At 47.2% G+C, this 18960-nt stretch carries 10 protein-coding genes; 7 read left to right on the top strand and 3 right to left on the bottom strand.

The features are described 5' to 3' along the window. Positions 1–283: 283 nt before the first annotated feature. Both NYR52_RS09370 and glnA read left to right on the top strand, forming a co-directional pair. Positions 284–679: a MerR family transcriptional regulator gene (locus NYR52_RS09370; protein WP_029072010.1), complete on the top strand. Its 396-nt coding sequence runs from the start codon at positions 284–286 to the stop codon at positions 677–679. A gap of 55 nt (positions 680–734) precedes the next feature. Further along, a complete protein-coding gene (glnA, locus tag NYR52_RS09365; protein ID WP_022737635.1) occupies positions 735–2072 on the top strand; it encodes a type I glutamate--ammonia ligase in 1338 nt (445 codons plus the stop codon). A 344-nt stretch (positions 2073–2416) separates the two neighbouring features. Here glnA and NYR52_RS09360 read toward each other — a convergent pair whose 3' ends face one another. After that, positions 2417–2782 carry a hypothetical protein gene (locus tag NYR52_RS09360; protein ID WP_132220764.1) on the bottom strand — a complete coding sequence of 122 codons (366 nt, stop codon included), beginning with the start codon at positions 2780–2782 and terminating at the stop codon, positions 2417–2419. 1018 nt (positions 2783–3800) lie between these two features. Here NYR52_RS09360 and NYR52_RS09355 point away from each other — a divergent pair. The 3 genes from NYR52_RS09355 to NYR52_RS09345 are packed head-to-tail and all read left to right on the top strand — an operon-like array spanning position 3801 to position 13299. Continuing rightward, positions 3801–4778: a SagB/ThcOx family dehydrogenase gene (locus NYR52_RS09355; protein ID WP_132220762.1), complete on the top strand. Its 978-nt coding sequence runs from the start codon at positions 3801–3803 to the stop codon at positions 4776–4778. A gap of 30 nt (positions 4779–4808) precedes the next feature. Beyond that, positions 4809–11807: a non-ribosomal peptide synthetase gene (locus NYR52_RS09350; protein ID WP_259435535.1), complete on the top strand. Its 6999-nt coding sequence runs from the start codon at positions 4809–4811 to the stop codon at positions 11805–11807. A 52-nt stretch (positions 11808–11859) separates the two neighbouring features. After that, a complete protein-coding gene (locus NYR52_RS09345) occupies positions 11860–13299 on the top strand; it encodes a pyridoxal phosphate-dependent decarboxylase family protein (RefSeq protein WP_132220758.1) in 1440 nt (479 codons plus the stop codon). 149 nt (positions 13300–13448) lie between these two features. Here NYR52_RS09345 and NYR52_RS09340 read toward each other — a convergent pair whose 3' ends face one another. Further along, on the bottom strand, positions 13449–14996 hold the full coding sequence (locus NYR52_RS09340) for an NAD(P)-binding domain-containing protein (RefSeq protein ID WP_132220756.1): 1548 nt from the start codon (positions 14994–14996) through the stop codon (positions 13449–13451). Positions 14997–15139: 143 nt separating this feature from the next. After that, complete coding sequence (locus NYR52_RS09335; protein WP_259435534.1) at positions 15140–16426, bottom strand: cation:proton antiporter; 1287 nt, start codon at positions 16424–16426, stop codon at positions 15140–15142. 595 nt (positions 16427–17021) lie between these two features. On the opposite strand from NYR52_RS09335, the gene uxuA reads away from it, so the two are divergent. Then, positions 17022–18098: a mannonate dehydratase gene (uxuA, locus tag NYR52_RS09330; protein WP_259435533.1), complete on the top strand. Its 1077-nt coding sequence runs from the start codon at positions 17022–17024 to the stop codon at positions 18096–18098. Continuing rightward, the gene (locus tag NYR52_RS09325; RefSeq protein ID WP_259435532.1) at positions 18095–18940 is read left to right on the top strand and encodes an SDR family oxidoreductase; all 846 of its coding nucleotides are present in this window, start codon (positions 18095–18097) and stop codon (positions 18938–18940) included. The genes uxuA and NYR52_RS09325 overlap by 4 nt, the downstream gene beginning before the upstream one ends. Positions 18941–18960: the final 20 nt, after the last annotated feature.

Genomic DNA, 18960 nt, shown 5'->3' with positions numbered 1-18960 from the left:
ATCGGGTGCTTGATTGGTGCAACCATTCATGGTTTGATCAACGAAAAAAACTGGGCTGGCGGAATATGTGAAGTCAATCACTGCAATAATATGGAAGCGAGCGGAAACAAAGAACATGTGCAATCGGTGGATAAGGGTGGAGAATGCCCGATTTCACCCTCAGCCCAAGCCAAAAAATAGTAATGTCATTTTTCCTTACATGCATTGACTAACAAACCTTACATAAATATAATGGAGTTGTAAGGCATTCCCGAATAGCTGAAAGGGGGCGCCCTCAATGAACGTGAAAGATGAGCTTCGACGGAATATGCCTTTATTTCCAATAGGGATTGTGACCAAGCTGACCGAACTGACCCCGCGTCAAATTCGGTATTATGAGCAACAAGGCCTGATCAGCCCAGAAAGGACCAAGGGAAACCAACGGTTATTCTCTTTCAATGATGTTGATCGCTTGCTCCAGATCAAATCTTATTTGGAGAAAGGCATCAATATCGCGGGAATCCGTGAAATGCTCAAACAGCAACAGCAAGTCCTGGAAGCAAAACGGGAAGCGGAAACCGCCAAGAAGGAGCTGAGCGAGCGCGAATTGCGCCGCATGCTGAAACAACAGATCATTCACCCGAGACGGGGGCAGATTCCGTTGAATCATGGTGAATTATCTCGGTTTTTCCGCCACTGATTGTTGCTTTCGGTCAAGATAGACATCTTGCTTAAATGAAAGGAGAACGACTGCGATGGCTAAGTACACCAAAGAAGATATTTTGCGCATTGTGCAAGAAGAAGATGTAGCTTATATCCGCCTGACTTTCACCGATCTTTTGGGAACCATCAAAAACGTGGAAATCCCAACCAGCCAATTGCCAAAAGCGCTGGATAACAAAATGATGTTTGATGGTTCGTCGATTGAAGGGTTTGTACGGATTGAAGAGTCCGACATGTATCTGTATCCGGATTTGGATACCTGGGTTATTTACCCTTGGGGTGCGGACGCAGGAGGCAAAGTAGCTGGTCTCATTTGCGACATCTATCTGCCTGATGGTACGCCGTTTGCGGGCGATCCGCGCGGTATCCTGAAAAAAGTGTTGAAAGAAGCTGAAGAATTGGGCTTCACTTCGTTCAACGTGGGGACAGAACCGGAGTTTTTCCTCTTCAAGACAAATGAAAAAGGGGAACCAACACTGGATCTGAACGACAAAGGCGGATACTTTGACCTCGCTCCACTGGATCTTGGTGAAAACTGCCGTCGCGATATCGTTCTGACCTTGGACAAAATGGGCTTTGAAGTGGAAGCTTCTCACCACGAAGTGGCCCCGGGTCAGCATGAAATTGATTTCAAATACGCCAACGCGGTAACCACGGCTGATAACATCCAAATCTTTAAGCTGGTTGTAAAAAACATTGCCCGCCGCTACGGGCTGCACGCTACCTTCATGCCGAAGCCGCTGTTCGGGGTGAACGGTTCGGGTATGCATTGTCATATGTCTCTGTTCAAAGGCGATGTGAACGTGTTTTATGATGAAAGCGATGAGTTGGGCCTGTCTGCCACTGCCCGTTATTTCTTGGCTGGCGTTTTGAAACATGCTCGTGCGTTTACCGCGGTGACCAATCCATTGGTCAACTCTTATAAGCGTTTGGTTCCGGGGTATGAAGCTCCATGTTATGTTGCATGGTCTCCCAAAAACCGCAGTCCGTTGGTGCGCGTACCAGCATCCCGTGGCCTCGGCACCCGGATCGAAGTTCGTTCTCCAGACCCAGCCGCCAACCCTTACCTGGCCTTGGCAGTGATGCTCAAAGCCGGTTTGGATGGTGTGAAAAACAAGCTGGCGTTGCCGAAACAAACCGACCGCAATATCTACATCATGGAAGAGCAAGAGCGTCGCGATGCGGGAATCGAGAACTTGCCAAGCAACCTGCATGAGGCGCTGATCGAGTTGCAAAGCGATCCGGTCATGGTTGAGGCTTTGGGTGAACACGCATTGGCACACTTTGTGGAAGCAAAAGAAATCGAGTGGGATATGTTCCGTACCGCCGTGCATCCATGGGAGCGCGAACAATATATGTCTCTGTACTAATTTGGAAAAAAGAGGCTCAAACGAGCCTCTTTTTTGCTTTTATTTCTTTCTGTAAAAAGATACATATAATACCTATCGGTTTTTATTTCTCATTATTAAAATATTTATAATATTAGGTTGATAATAGAGAGTTTCAGATATGAAGGGAGCTACTTATGAAATTTAATTGAAAAGGACTGGGTGTATTCACTAAAAAGTTGAAGAGGACAATAGAGGGACCCTTCAGGATAAGAAGTGTTAACCGAATGAAAATAAAAACGAGAGCTAAACGCTCTCGTTTTTATTTTCATGTTTATATTACACATAGATGTGAACAATCGTTCATGTCCACATTCAGGTTGTTTTTACTGATTGATGCTACCTCTGGCGTTGCAACCATAACCATTGCCATCTTTACAAGTTAATACGATGTAGTAGCGACCGCTTGAGACAGCTCTTGCATAGGCAGATCTGCTTGTAGTCTGCCCACCTGTAATAAATTGATCTGGGCCCCGTGAAACATAACGATAAACGGCGAAGCCAACATTTCTTCGATTGAGTGAAGTTACTTCGAGATGGAGATTCCCCTCTCTTACTGAGATGAGAGCAGACTGGCGGGATTTCACGTTGGTGGGTAAATACACTGATGCAGATGCTGCATACGCGACGAAGGAGCCAAGCATTACAAAAGTAGCAGCTAATGCCAGGAGTGAAAACATTTTTTTCTTCAAATGAATCAACCTCCTTCAATTCACCAACCCGAAGTAATTTAATGTAACAAGATACATTAAATTCCAAATGGTTGGTATGTAAGTCATTATAAATGATGAACGGTTGTTAATCAATAGGTAAAGTCAAAAAATTCCAAATTAATTTTTGTTCATGAATTGGATCAAAAAGAAGTATATTAGACCGTTTTTCCGTGGTTGTTTTACTTGCTCCGATCACTGCAACAGTGACCTTATTGGTAACGCACCAAAAAAAGAAAACACCTGTTATATAAAGCAAGAGGGGGGCTAGTAAAATATTTTCACTTTTTCTTCCAGTACCTTCCCTATTTTAATTGCACCATTATTTCCCTCAAAAGAGACCATCATGTTTTCCGCTTCTTTGGAACTTATTTGCAGCCGATAGCCATTGATGGCAAGGAACACTTGCATGACGGCAAAAGCTGTTCGCTCAGGAGCTGGGTTTTTTAAGAGAGTGTATTTTATTCGTTGCCTGGGGATTAACCGTGTAATCTTATATAATTGGTTGGTTTTGCTAATTTATTAAAAGGGTTAAATAGTCTTAGATAAAAAAATGGGGATTTGATGGCAGTTCAAGTTTTTTGAAGAGAAGCGTTAATAATTTTAGGTAAAAACATTAAAAAAACTTAAATAATATCGTTGATTATATAAGTTTATTTGAGGTTGTATTTTTATTCTGCATAGTTTATCATATATTTTAGATAAAAATGAAAGTATGTAATAAATATTTAATATATGATTCATTTAATATTTATATTTTTCTTTATCTCGCCCTAATTGCTTTTGGGTGACGTCTTTTTGAATGTCTTATAATTCCATATCATTACTTTTTTATTAATATTAGTAATCCTATGTGTGAAGTTGTCTTTACCAACCATTAGGTGATTAAAAATGTAGTCTAACCCATCGGGGGAGTGTGTCCACTGTGATGTCTCGGTGCCTTTTTCTGCGTTGGGGACTGTATTTTTAACATAACAATCTACATTTGAGGGAGGAGAACATGGGCGAGCAAATCTTTTACTGGTCTCCCGCCAAACATTGGCGAATGTCGGACGAGGGTGTGGTGATTGGAGAGTCGACCTATACAGGGATGATATTGGAGTGGTTTCCCGAATTTTATTTTTTTGCCCAAACAGGCGTGACGATCAACTGCCTCTTGGAGCGGTTTTCCTCTGGAAGTGAAAAAGAGGCGAATGAAATACTGGAGCTTCTGATCCAAGATCGAGTGTTGGTTGAGGGTATATTGCCGCCAAGGGAAGTGTTTTCGCCGCAAGAAGGCCTGTTCGTCAACCCATACAGTGAGCAGATTCGTTATTCCAAAGAAGCATTGGATTACTATGTCAGTGAGCAATTAAACCGGACACATGCCGCTTGCCGGTCGACCAAGATTCAGCTGGAGACAAGTGGCGCATTGCCGGACATTATTCAAAAACGCAGATCTTGCCGACGGTTTGACATGAAAACACCCGTTTCTTTTGCCACATTCTCCAACCTGTTGTCTTCTTTAAAGCAACGAAAAGAGGACAAAATTCTTTACAATTACGCGAGTGCAGGGGGGCTTTATCCAATTGATGTCTTTGTCTATGTCAAGCCGAGACGCGTAGAAGGGGTTAAAGCCGGCTTTTATTATTTCAACCCGGCCGATCACAGCTTGGTGTTAGTCAACAATATTGATCAAGTAATCAAGGATGATCATGAGCTGATCAATCAAGATATTTTCGCCCAGTCCGCTTTCTCCGTCTATCTGGTGTATAACGCTCGAGCCTCCATGCCCAAATACGGGGCAGATGGCTATTTTTACGCTTGTATCGAGGCTGGCATCATTACAGCGACTTTAAATATGGTGGCAGAGGATTTGAATGTGGGGTTGTGTTCGATTGGGCACATGAATTTCGAAGAGATTCAAACATTTTTGAAACTGGAAGATCACCAAGTCATTCTTCATGCGATTGAGGGCGGTTTGAAGATTGATGGGTAATCAGGAATTTTGAGGGGGTTGGGCAAACGAATGCGAATAAGAGATTTGGATTTGAATCATGAGCATGAAGCGGCGGCATCGTTTTGGAAAAAGCAATTATCTACCGATGCGCCCTCCTTTTCATTGTCTGATATGGAATGTGGTCCAAATAAAGCCGATTCGTGTGATAGGGTGCAAGTGCCGCTGGATGATGAATTAGTGGACAAGTCAAGTGATTTGAGCTTGCTTGCTTGGATGCAGGCAGCTTTATGCGCCTGCCTGGTTCATTATACAGAACAAGAGCGAATCACGGTCGGCGTTCCGGTAACCGCGTGTGGCTTGGAAGGGGATGCGGCACCCAATGAATTGTTGCCCATCCGCGTCGACATTTGTGCCAGCCAGCCTTTTGTGCAAGTGGTGGAAGAAGTCGAACAAACCCTCTCGCTTGCTTATGAATACCAGCGTTATCCCTTGGCTGCTTTGTCGGAACAAATGAGCGCATTCTCCCCGGAAGTGATTCTGGGATGGGAAAGGTTGCACAGCAAACCGTCGCTCGGACAGGATTCCGAGCGAAAATTGGTCATTTGGTTGCAAAGGGATGCTGAGAAAGAGCAGGATGAAGTCGTTATCCAATATGTCCGTGGTTCTCATCCGCCTATCCCTGTGCACCAGTTTGCCGATTCTTACCTTCACGTGTTGCGGCAAGTGCTGAGAAACCCGGATATGGCTGTGAACGAGATCAGCATCTTAACTGAAGAAGAGAAAACGTTGCAAGAGGAAATGAACGAAGTCCGGACGGATGTGGACTTAACGAAGACTTTTCAGGATTTGTTTGAGGCGCAAGCGCGCAAGGCCCCGGAGCGGTTGGCTGTTGTGTGTGGGGATCAATCCCTCACGTATGGCGAATTGAACAAAAAGGCAAATCAATTGGCCTTGACCCTTAAAGATCGGGGCGTAACCAGAAATAGCATCGTTGGGGTTATGGTGGATCGCTCTGTGGAAATGCTTGTTGGCATGTTGGCGATTTTGAAGGCTGGAGGAGTCTATCTCCCCATCGATCCCCACTATCCCGTGGAACGGATTGAATACATGCTTCATGACAGTGGAGCCAAGTGGTTGCTGAGCAAGCGATCTGTGAAAGCGTTGCCAAGGTTTGCGGGTGAAGTGGTGCATTTGGAAGATGGGCGATGGTTTCAGGGGGAAGGGAGCGATTTGTGCCGGGACAGCACACCCGATGATTTGGCTTATGTCATTTATACCTCGGGTTCGACGGGGAATCCCAAAGGGGTTATGATCGAGCAACGCTCCCTGGTCCATTTCATGCATGTGATGGGGGAACATTTGAAAGACAATCAATCTTTCCTTTTTCTCGCCAGTGTCTCCTTTGATATCTCTTTGTTGGAATTTGGCATACCTCTGACGCATGGCTCCACGGTGGTGATTGCCACCGATGGCCAATCGGCTACGAGTGAATTGGGTGAGTTGGTTAAACGTCATGGAGTGGAGTTATGGGAGTCAACTCCGTCGCGGATGGAACTGGTTTTAAGTGATCCGGAAGAAGCGATGTTCCTAAAAGAGTTGAAGACGATTTTGTTGGCCGGGGAGCCTTTTTCCATCGATTTGGTTGAGCGCATTCGGAGCATCAGCGACGCGCGGATATTGAACATCTATGGGCCAACTGAAACGACGATTTGCGCGGCTGTTAAGGATTTAAGCGATGCTAGCACGGTGACGATCGGGAAACCTAACCCCAATTATCGCTCATATGTGATGAATAAATATGGTCAACTAAAACCACTTGGCATGCCCGGAGAGCTATGTATTTCTGGTGTGGCGGTGGCGCGGGGGTATCTCGGCAAACCTGAATTGACCACAGAGAAATTCGTCCCCAATCCGTTTAATCCTGATGAAACCATGTATCGCACTGGCGATCTTGTCCGCTGGTTACCCAATGGGGAGCTGGAATATTTAGGACGCATGGATCAACAGGTGAAAATACGGGGATACCGAATCGAATTGGGGGAAATTGAGGCTCAACTAAGAAAACATCCGCAGATTAGCCAGGCCGTCGTGATCGACCGTACCGATGGAAACAGAAAGTGGCTCGCTGCCTACTATGCGTCTGAGGAAACCATTCCCTTTGCAGAGCTCAGGGCATATCTAGGCAAAGTGTTGCCGGATTTCATGATACCCGAAAACCTGATTCGGGTTGAAGCCATTCCGCTAAACCCCAACGGCAAAGTAGATCGCAAGCGGCTGTCAGAGCTTGGTCAAGCCGACCAAATGTCCGCTCCTTATGTTGCTCCGCGTAATCCGGTAGAACAGAAGTTGGCGCAAACATGGGAAAAGGTGATGGGAATCGACCGGGTGGGTATCCATGATAATTTTTTTGCTTTGGGTGGAGAATCGATTAAAGCCTTGCAGATTATCAACGCATTGCGAAAAGAACAGCTTAAAGTGGGTACAAGAGATGTCTTTAACTATCCGACCATCGCCGAGCTGAGCGAGCGGGTGGTGATAGCACAAAAACAAGAAAGCGACGGCCGGGTGCTGGTTCGCCGTGCAGATCTTTCGGAACCGTTTTCTTTGACAGAAGTGCAGACCGCTTACATGTTGGGGCGCAATCCGCAATTTGAATTGAGTGGGATTTCTCCGCAAACGTATTTCGAATATGAAACAGAATTGGATATTGCGCGGTTGTCACGGAGCTTCCAAAAGGTTATTCAGCGTCATCCTATGTTGCGGGCAGTGATCTTGCCGGAGGGGAAGCAGCAAATTTTGCGAGACGTCCCGGAATATGAGATTGAGGTAGAGAGCTTGGTTTCCATGCCTCCGGAAAAACAAGCGGCACGTTTGCGTGAAGAACGTTCGCGCATGATCGACCATGTCTTTCCATTGGGCCAATGGCCGTTGTTTGAATTAAAAGCATTCCAGTTGCAAGAACACACTTATTTATTGTGTTTCCGATATGACGCGCTGTTGATGGATGGAGCGAGCATGAATCTAGTCGGGCAGGACTTGATGCATTATTACCACCAGCCTGATGCTCAGTTGCCTCCCCTCTCGTTCACCTTTCAGGATTATATGCACATCTATGATGACATGAAACGAGGCACGGAATATGAAACGGCGAAAGCATATTGGACCAACAAGCTACCTGATTTTCCGCCAGCTCCTTCGCTGTTGTTGGCTAAAGATCCGGCAGAAATCGGCACTCCCAACTTCCAATCGCTGACGACGATCATTACCAAAGATAAATGGTTAAAATTGCGAAGGTTGGCGCAAGACAAACAAGTGACGCCATCGGCCTTGCTGTGTACAGTTTATGGGGAAGTGTTGGCGTTTTGGAGCAATCAGCGTCGGTTGGCGATCAATTTGACTGTTTTTAACCGTTATCCGGTACATGATGAAGTGGAGCAGATCGTGGGGGATTTCACTTCGCTCATCCTCTTGGATATGGACATGGATCAAAAACAACCGTTCTTCACCAAGGTGGAGCAGACGCAATCCACATTGCTGGACGGGTTGGAGCATCGACACTATGACGGTGTGGAGTTTATCCGTGATTATACACGGTACCACCAGATGAGGCCGAAAGCGGTCATGCCGATTGTGTTCACTTCCATGCTGGCTGGTGCTGGCGCGTTCGCTTGGGAAGAAATCGGTTCTCTCCGCCACATACACGCTCGGACGCCGCAAGTGTATTTGGATAATGTAGTGATTGAAAAAAACGGCGAGCTGTTGGTCAGTTGGAACTACGTCGAAGAGTTGTTTGATGCCGAAGTGATGGAGAGCATGTTCACGCAATTTGTGGAGTTGCTGGATCAATTGGTTGAGCAGGGGGACATCAACCCTCTACGTATCAGCCAAAAGGATTATGCTTTGATCGACCAATACAACGCAACGGCTGAACCCATCCCTGCCGCTACATTGCATCAATTGTTCATCGATCAAGCGCAACGTACGCCGGATCAAGTGGCGGTGGTTTTTGAACAGGAGTGGTTAACTTATTCGGAGCTTGATCAACGTTCAAACCAAGTGGCCCGTTTTCTGCAAAGCCGAGGCATTGGACGGGGCGACCGGGTGGGCGTTTTGGCGAAGCGACAGGTGGAGACGATCATCAACCTACTGGCGGTGCTGAAAGCGGGAGCAGCTTATGTGCCCATTGATCCAGATCATCCGTATGAGCGGCAAACCTATATTTTGGAAAACAGTTCGTGCAAGATCTTGCTTGATTCCGACCTGTACGAAACGATGGAGATCTCATCGTATGCGGACGGAGATCTGACGCCCGTGGCCGAACCCGAAGATACAGCTTATGTCATTTACACTTCGGGAAGCACCGGCAGACCCAAAGGCGTGATTATCACCCACCAAGCGGCTTCCAACACCATTCAAGATATTAACCGGAAGTTTGAAGTAAATGAAGAGGATCGTATTATCGGCATTTCCTCCATGTGTTTTGACTTGTCCGTGTACGACATTTTTGGGACCTTGAGTGCGGGCGCGACCTTAGTGATGATTCGCGATCCAAGAGACATGCGCGAATTGGTGCGCACCGTCGAGCGTCGGGGGATCACGATCTGGAATACTGTACCAGCGATTATGGATTTGGCGCTAGATCATGTGGGTTCTCATTTTGAGAATACATCGTTGAGGTTGGTTTTGCTGAGTGGAGACTGGATTCCGTTGCCTTTGCCGGCAAAAATCAACCGGCATTTCCCGGTTGCGGATGTCATTTCCCTCGGAGGAGCGACCGAAGCGTCGATTTGGTCTATCTATTGGCCGATCGAACAGGTGGAAGCGAACTGGAAAAGCATCCCATATGGCAAACCGCTGGCGAACCAAACGTATTATGTGCTTAATTACGATCAGAAGATGTGTCCAGTCGGCGTGATCGGTGACTTGTACATCGGGGGTGCCGGCCTGGCCCAAGGCTACTTAAATGACGATCAGAAGACAAAGGATGCGTTTATTATGCATCCGGAATTCGGCCCGATTTACAAAACGGGGGATTGTGGCAGAATGCGCCCGGAGGGCTATATTGAATTTTTAGGTCGTCAGGATTATCAGGTGAAAATTCAAGGCTATCGAGTGGAATTGGAAGAGATTTCTCATTGTTTGCTTACCTATCCCGATGTAGATCAAGCCGTGGTGATTGATCAGACGGATGAGCGCGGCATGAAGTTTTTGGTGGGGTATGTGGTGGCTCAACAAGAGATTGATGAGAAAGCGTTGCGGAAGCATTTGATGGAACACTTGCCAGAGTATATGATTCCCGCCCATCTCGTCCATTTGGAGCAATTGCCGTTAACGCCCAATGGGAAATTGGATCGCAAAGCGCTCCCAGTCCCCAAAAAGCAAAGGAATGCAGAGAAGTTTGTCGCTCCCCAAGCGGGACTCGAAAAGATACTGGCCAGTGTATGGCAAGAAGTGTTAAATGTGGAGCAGATCGGAGCAAACGACCATTTCTTCGCTTTGGGTGGAGATTCCATCAAGGCGATTCAGGTGTCTGCACGTCTTTTTGTACAGGGTTATCATCTGGATACCAAAAGTTTGTTTGAATTCCCAGTGTTAAGAGATGTTGCGCGGACGATTAAGAAGTTGGATCGTTCCATGCTGACCCATCCGGAAGGGACAAGCGACTCCAGCGACGACGCGGGGGTTGCGGTCGAGTCAGAACTCAAGGCGCAAGCAGAGCTTCAGATTCGCAAAAAAATGCAAGAGAAGATGCCGCATGCAACGATCGAACGAATTTATCCGTTGGCCCCCTTTCAACAAGTGATTTATGAACATGCGGCCAAAGTACCGGACACCGATGCATACTTTGAGCAAACAATCTGGACACTTGAAGGGGAATTGGACATCGATCTGTTTATCCAGTGTTTTCAACAACTGGTTGACCGATACGACGCCCTGCGGACGATCATCGTGCAAGATGATCAAGGAAGACCGTGGCAAGTGGTGTTGCGTGAAGCCCAAATGGAGGCGGAAGTACGTAGCTTACAGGGAATGACCGACCAGGAGCAAGAAGCATGCTTGCAACGGTGGATGAGTCAAAATCTGGCCCGGGGATTTGCGTTTGACGAACTCATGACTCGCCTCTGTGTGTTTCAATTGGGGCCGAAAGAGCACAAGGTGATCTGGAGCGCCCAACATCTGTTATGTGATGGGTGGAGCGTCAGCATTTTGCTGACAGAATTGGTTCAACTCTACGAAGCTGGACAAGCGGGAATCACTGCACAATTAACTCCGGTGCAACCATTTCAATCGTTTGTGGATTGGATCGCCGCACAAGACCATGAAAAAGCACGCCGTTTTTGGCGTGATTATCTGGCAGGTTACAATCGGCCGGTCGGCCTTCCCTTCCAGAAGGAGACCGCACACAAGAAGAGATCTGACTTTACATTTATGGATTTGACATTGGACGAGCAACTGAGCAGCCAATTACGGAAGTTTGTGACAGACAACCGCGTCACGCTAAATTCGGCATTGATGGTTGCGTGGAGTGTGTTGCTGGGCAAAATCAACCATGTACAAGAAGTGGTTGTGCCCAATCTGGTGTCAGTAAGACCTGCGGAAGTAGAGGGGATTGAGCAGATGTTCGGTCTGTTCACAAATGTGTTGCCCATCAGAGTCTCGTGGACGGAATCGTCAACGTTTGCCGATCTTCTGCAAGTTGTGCAACAGGATACATTGAAGTGCAATGAATATGCTTATTGCTCTTTGATTGATATTCAAAAAGAAAGCGCGTTGCAAGATCAGCTTACTGACCATCTGTGGGTGTTTGAAAACTATCCCACCGATCCGGCTGTATTCGCACCAAATAAGAATAGGGGCTTCGTCGTCAAAAATTACGATGTGGTGGATGAACCGCATACGAAATACGGGATCATCTGTTTCCCTGAAGAACGAATCACGCTGAAATTCGGGCATGACCAACATGTCTTTGATACGGAGCAAGTGCGGGAGACATTAAACCGCCTCCATCGATTGATCAAAGCGGTGGTGAGTAATCCGACGCAAACGATCGGTGATTTTCAGATATAAACAAGGGCGAGTGTGACACTCGCCTCATTCTGATTGAGTGGGAGAGAAGCGGATGTCCAAAAATTTGCAGTTGTCAGCAGAACAGATGCGTCGATTGGGATACCAAGCAGTTGACATGATCGTTGACCATATCAGCGGCATTAAGAACAAACCGGTTTCAAGGGTTATTGACGGTGAGTTCCTCAGGCACAAGCTGACGGAACCGCTCCCGGAGTCCGGTTCTGACCCGGAGCAACTACTTGCCTATTTGCATGACCATGTCTTCAATCACATTACACATGTGGATCATCCACATTTTTTTGCATATGTGCCAGGCCCCAACAACTATGTTGGCGTGGTGGCCGATTTTTTGGCCAGCGGGTTTAATATTTTTCCAACAGCATGGATTGCGGCGGCGGGTGCGGAGCAGGTCGAGCTGATTACCATTGACTGGTTTAAAACGATGGTAGGTTTTCCTGATTCCGCGGGAGGGTTGTTTGTGAGCGGAGGTTCGATGGCTAACTTGACTGCGCTTGCCGTGGCTAGGCAGGTCAAACTGGATAATGACATTGACCAAGCCGTGGTTTACTTTTCCGACCAAACCCATTTTTCCGTGGAGCGTGCATTGAAAGTGTTGGGGTTCCAACCACATCAACTGCGGTGGATTGAAACGGATGATCGCCTCCGGATTTCTGTCAGTGATTTGAAACGACAAATAGAAGAAGACCGCATGGCCGGGAGAAAACCTTTCTGTGTGATCGCCAATGTTGGAACGACCAATACTGGAGCAGTTGATCCGCTCAATGAATTGGCGGATGTTTGTCGCGAAGTGGATGCTTGGTTGCATGCCGATGGAGCTTATGGGGCACCGGCAGCCCTCACGGATAAAGGAAGAGAGCTGTTGCGTGGGATGGAGCGCGTCGATTCACTAACCATGGACCCGCACAAATGGTTGTTTCAGCCGTATGATGCCGGCTGCGTGTTGGTTCGGAATCGACGACATTTGCGGGAAACATTTAGCATGGCGCCGGAGTATCTGCAAGACATCGACCTCGGCAATGATCAACAGATTAATTTCGGGGAATGCGGCATTGAGCTTTCGCGCAGATTTCGGGCGCTCAAAGTGTGGTTGTCGCTCAAAGCGTTTGGCGCTGAATCATTTCGCCAAGCGATTGACCATGGGATCATGCTGGCTGAACAGGCGGAGGCATTCGTGCGTCAAGCGGAGGATTGGGAGGTGGTGACGCCTGCGCAGTTGGGTGTGGTCACATTCCGCTACCTGCCCAAGGAATCAGCGACACTAGACACCATCAATGAAATTAACAAGCAGCTGGCGGAAGAAGTCGTTCACAGGGGATTTGCGATGGTGAGCACCACCACCTTGAAAGGGAAAGTGGTCATACGTCTTTGTCCCATCCACCCAGAGACGACTCTGGAAGAGATGCACCAGATTTTGGTGAGAATCGTCGAATTGGCCGCAGAATTAAGTGCTTCATGCAAACATCCTATCTGAGGCACCGGCAGTAGCATTGGAAAGCTATGCGGATCAGACGCCATTGCGTCACCTTTAGCACGAATGGCAAAAAAACCGACGCCTGTCAGCGTCGGTTCTTTGCTTGTCGAACAGCGAGGGAAGCGTGCATACTGCGTGCCAGGGATCGTTTAAACATTTACTTTCTTGCCCAGCTGGGTGTTGAGAAAATCCTGCAGCTGTTGATGATGCGTCGGCAAATTCATGAATTGATTTTCCAAGTGTTCTTCTAAATCCAATTTTTCGATGACGTTTTGCCCGTTGCGAACCCGGATGACTGGATGAATGTGAACGCTTTCTTTCGGTTCTCCCGGCACGCGGGGAATGCTCAAAGGGTCGGTGAATCGATGGATGTCTCCATATTCCAACGAAGCGGCTAGCAAACATTGCCCTTCTTGCAACGGAGTGCTTTCATACTCGTGAATCGTTTGGTAACCAATCTGTTTCCACACGCCCCCTTCATGACGCAACACATAGACGATAAAGCCCGGTTGCAAATAAGGGTCGGCAGCCTCTGTCAATTCCTCCAAAATATGGCTTACAATCTCTTCGTTGGGGATGGTGGGGTGGTTGGTAGGATATCCCAAGCGCTCCGCTAGTTTGTGAGCCAGTACTTTGCTGTTGTATCGGAAGCCGTGGATAAATCCGCTAAATGTTTTTCTGTAATCCAGGCCATGGGTTTGTGTACCCGCGAAGAACAGATTGGGCACTTCCGTCGATTCAAACACGCCGGAGATGGAAGGGTATTTATTGTTAACTATCTGCAGATTGAGATCTTTTACCAGATGGTCGATGTTGGCGCGGAAACCGGTGGCGGCGATGATTTCATTAAAGAACAGCGTTTCTTTTTCATCTTCCGCGTGCATATAGTGGACAGTTACGTTGAAACCGTCTTTCACTTTTTCGATGTTGGTGATCTCACAATCCAACAACGCGGCCTGATGCTTCAATTGGTAGTTGTCCACTAGCAAGGCGTTGACCGCCCTGACGTCGCCCACATAATGGGTTTTGTAGGCCAAGCGGGTGGAATGGCGGCTTGCGATCATGATCAGGTTCGCCTCATTCAATATTTCTTGTGCGCATTCCATGCCGCTGTTCCCTTTGCCAATGATCAGCACTCGTTTGTCACGGTAATGATCTTTCTTTTTCATTTCAGAATATGGCGTGGTGTGTTCCAATCCGGGGATTGGCGGATAATTGGGTGTCATCCCTGTCGCAACCACGAGATATTTGCAATGCAAGGTTCCTTTGTCTGTCACCACTTCAAAATGCCCTTGCTCGGTTTGGCGGGTTCCTTGCCAAGTCGTGTTATACATGACAGGCAATTCATATTCCGCCACCAGATCGTTTAACATCTCCACTAATGCCTCTCGGCGGGGAAAGAAGTCGCGGCTGTAATTTCTCATTAGGATTTTCTTCTCTTTGGTTACCAAGCTGTTCCAGTCAAACCGTTCTGCGTATCGGCTCTTAGGCGGCTTACCGGTATACAATTTGTTGTTGCTGATCAATTGCCCATGAACAGGATATTTTGTGAAGAAGGTTCCTGCCTGTTTCCCGGATTCGATGATCAACAGGTTCAGCTTCTGGTTGGACTCGTCAGCCAACTCTTTCAAAGTCAGTGCTGTTTGAAGTCCTCCCGGACCCGCGCCAACAATAATCACATCATACAATTTGTCCATATGAATCCCTCCAGTGTTTGATTGATGCATACATTGAGTTGCAGCAATGCTGGCCAGTGAAGCTGCTTTGGGCTGCGCCTGTTTGGAAACGGGCGTATGTATGCGAATAGGTAATTGTTATTTCCGTAGGGGATTGAGCGCCATTAAGATTGTTTGGGCAAAGGTTTCAAGTCAATAACTCCTCGTTTCTCCTTCGGATGTGTGGGATAAAGCAGGTTGAAAACCGGCGTTGCCCCAATGGTTGTCACCAGGGTCATTAACACCAAAATGGCGAACAACTCGGTGGTGATGATATGATAGGAAATTCCGATGTTGACCAAGATCAGTACCATCAACCCTCTGGCGTTCATCAACATCCCGATGGCGGAAGCTTCCCGCCAAGAGTATCCGATGCTTTTCATAGCCAGCGCGCATCCGCCGTATTTACCGGCGATCGATGCGATCAGCACGACTATAGCAGGGATCAGCAGGGACATGTTGCTGAAAATGGTGGTTAAATCGGTGTTTAACCCAGAATATGCAAAGAAAATGGGCAACAACAGTGAAATGACGACCGGCTGGAATTTGGATTGCAATTCGCGAGCAAACACTTTATGTCTCGGCATTGCAAGACCGACGATAAATCCGCCGAATACGGAATAGATGCCAATATAGTCAGTGAACCAAATGGCGAGGAGGAGGAGCAAAAGAATGAGAGAAAAGTGATTGATCGAAAGGGAACCTGCTTTTTCGACTTTGTCTCCCAAACGCACCATCCATTTTTTTACAAGCAATAACATAAAACACGCAAATATAGCGCCAAACACAATGGCAGATACACCGGCAAAAACCCCTTGGGCTTGAGCCAACGCAGTGATTAATGCTACCAAACACCACGCCAGGGCGTCATCGATGGAAGCCGCTAGCAAAGCCAATGTGCCAAAGTGTGTGGTCGTTAGATTCCGCTCTTGGATAATCCGTGCTAGCATGGGGAAGGCCGTCAGTGACAGCGCAGACCCGATGAATAAGGCGAACAAGAATGGATGAACGTTTGGAAGGGATAGTTCAGAATAGTAGAAAAAACCGATTGCCACTCCTAACAAAAGTGGAACCAAGATCCCGGATGTAGAGAGAATGGTGCATTTGCGAAGGAGGCTCTTAGTCAGCTTATTTTCATCCACCTCCGCCCCAACCAAAAACATGTACATGCCCAACCCCAAATTGCTGAGGATGTACAAAATGCTTTTAACATCGGCAGTGAAAAGAGTAGACATGGTTTGTGGTGCGAAAATTCCTAAAAACGAAGGGCCGATCAGTATTCCTGCAATCATTTCACCGACAACTTTGGGTTGTCCAATATATCGGGCTAAATTGCCGCATATATATGAAGCGACCAATACCAAAATCAATGCCGGGATAAAATCTAAAAACAAATGCATATTGTTGCCCAAGATTTTATTTGCCCCTTTCGATAAATTAATTTTTTCGCACTTGATTTCATATGATTGCCAGTGGCGAGAGGGTGGATATGGGCGTCTGAATCCCAAGAAAAAAGCTTATTTTCTTTATCACCTCCATATTAGTTCGGAAAATGGTTTATATTCTGCATTATATAATATTATATAAGATTATAAAATATCCTCTTACTAATTTACTATTTTAAAAAGTTTTTTTTAAATACATCCATGGCGTTTTTGTTGGTATCACTTTAGCTCGCTACGTCATTGATAACGGTGAAAAAAAGTCTGGATGTGATGCTTGGTGCCGTACCTCTCCTTTCCTGAAAATGGATGGATGGTTGTTATATTCGGGAATCAAAGTGGTCTGTTTTGGATTTGAATGGCTGATAGACCAAAAGAATCTGTTGCCGGCTGTTTCGTCTGCTGATTTGATGGATGAAAGAGGAAATTTCCCATTAATCGAGAAGTTATTGAATAATTCAACTTGAATATGATGAGGTAAGGAGGGGTTGTAGAAAGGTTTTATGTTTATTAAACAGAGTATTTGGCGTCCTGGCGGTTTCATGCCTGAATGGAGGGATCAACAGTGAGAATGGTGTTTCGCTGGTATGGTGAGGGCAATGATACGGTCAGTTTGGCTCAAATCAAACAAATTCCCGGTGTGGAAGGGATTGTGTGGGCTCTGCATGATGTGCCGGCAGGTGAAGAATGGCCGCTCGAGGAGATATTGAGAGTCAAACAGGTCGCTGAGGAGCATGGGTTGCACATTGAGGTTGTCGAGAGTGTGAATGTGCATGAAGATATTAAATTGGGATACCCTTCTCGTGAAAAATATATTGAAAATTACAAAAAAACAATCGAAAAACTGGCACAAGTCGGGGTGAAGGTGATTTGTTATAATTTCATGCCTGTGTTTGATTGGACCCGGACGGACTTGTATAAAGAGATGGAAGACGGGTCAACGGCGCTTTTTTATGAAAAAGCAAAAGTGGATCAGATGGACCCTGACGAGTTGGTCAAGCGGATGGCGGACCAACGCGATTTGACCATGCCCGGTTGGGAGCCGGAGAGATTGAAGGATCTGGAGAAGCTGTTTGCGGCGTATCGGCATGTGACTGAAGAAGACTTATGGAACAACTTGAAGTATTTCTTGGAACAAGTGGTTCCCGTCGCAGAGGCGCATGACATCAAACTGGCGATTCACCCTGATGATCCGCCATGGCCGGTGTTTGGATTGCCCAGGATTATCACGAGCAGGGAAAGCATCAGAAGGGTGTTGAGTCTCGTAGACAGCCCTTCCAATGGAGTAACTCTTTGCAGCGGCTCTTTAGGAGCCAACCCGGCCAACGATGTTGCTGCCATGGTCAGGGAATTTGCCGATCGTATCCCATTTGCCCACATTCGCAATGTGAAAGTTTACGAAAATGGCGATTTCATTGAGACATCGCATCGAACTTGCGACGGCTCGCTCGATATATGCGATATTGTGAAAGCGTATCATGAGAGCGGATTTAAGGGTTACGCACGGCCGGATCACGGCAGGCACATATGGGGAGAGAAGTGCCGGCCGGGCTACGGTCTGTATGATCGGGCTCTCGGGATCATGTATTTATGGGGGATTTGGGATGCGCTGGAACAAGCGAGGCAGGAGAGACGTGCATGATAAGGAACGAGAACTTACAAGGAAAAGTGGCGGTGATAACGGGCGGAAGCGGGGTTTTGTGCGGTGAAATGGCGCGGGAGCTCGGTCGGCAGGGGGTAAAGGTGGCCATTCTGAACCGAAGAGTGGAACGCGGTGAACAAGTGGCGCATGAAATCGTGCAATCCGGAGGTGAAGCGATTGCCATCGCTTGTGATGTACTGAACCCAGACAGTGTGAAAAAGGCGGAAGAGGTCGTATCCAGGCGTTGGGGCGCATGCGATATATTGATCAACGGCGCGGGCGGAAATCATCCGCAAGCAACCACGACCCATGAAACATGGAAAGCGGAAGATGACAACAAGGAGGGGATCACCACCTTTTTTGATTTGACGAGTGAAGGATTTCAAGCAGTGTTTAATCTCAACATGCAGGGTACGCTTATTCCGACACAGGTTTTCACAAGGAAAATGGTCAACCGGAAAGGGGCGGTGGTGATTAATATATCTTCGATGAGTGCTTCTTGCCCGTTGACCAAAGTGCCCGCTTATAGCGCAGCCAAAGCAGCGGTGGAGAACTTTACCAAATGGCTCGCCGTGCATATGGCCGAAGCGGGGATTCGCGTGAATGCGATTGCACCGGGCTTTTTCCTGACATCACAAAACCGGGCATTATTATTGAAGGAAGATGGGTCGTTGTCCGAACGATCCCAAAAAATTTTGTCCCACACGCCGATGAGTAGGTTTGGTGTCCCACGAGATTTGCTTGGTACGTTAATCTGGTTAGCCGATGAAAACATGTCCGGCTTCGTCACGGGTGTCACTATTCCGGTTGACGGCGGTTTTGCCGCTTATTCCGGGGTTTGATGTTGCAAGGGAACGAGGCG

This window comes from Laceyella sacchari, from assembly GCF_024927925.1.
Lineage (GTDB): Bacteria > Bacillota > Bacilli > Thermoactinomycetales > Thermoactinomycetaceae > Laceyella > Laceyella sacchari.
The sequence above is the reverse complement of the archived record's forward strand: the minus strand, read 5'-3'. Positions and strand labels throughout refer to the sequence as shown.

What these genes read in the sequence shown, in the direction of transcription:
- NYR52_RS09350 (WP_259435535.1), top strand. Translation starts at nt 4,809, where the DNA reads ATGCGAATAAGAGATTTGGATTTGAATCATGAGCATGAAGCGGCGGCA.
- glnA (WP_022737635.1), top strand. Translation starts at nt 735, where the DNA reads ATGGCTAAGTACACCAAAGAAGATATTTTGCGCATTGTGCAAGAAGAA.
- NYR52_RS09345 (WP_132220758.1), top strand. Translation starts at nt 11,860, where the DNA reads ATGTCCAAAAATTTGCAGTTGTCAGCAGAACAGATGCGTCGATTGGGA.
- NYR52_RS09355 (WP_132220762.1), top strand. Translation starts at nt 3,801, where the DNA reads ATGGGCGAGCAAATCTTTTACTGGTCTCCCGCCAAACATTGGCGAATG.
- NYR52_RS09325 (WP_259435532.1), top strand. Translation starts at nt 18,095, where the DNA reads ATGATAAGGAACGAGAACTTACAAGGAAAAGTGGCGGTGATAACGGGC.
- NYR52_RS09340 (WP_132220756.1), bottom strand. Translation starts at nt 14,996, where the DNA reads ATGGACAAATTGTATGATGTGATTATTGTTGGCGCGGGTCCGGGAGGA.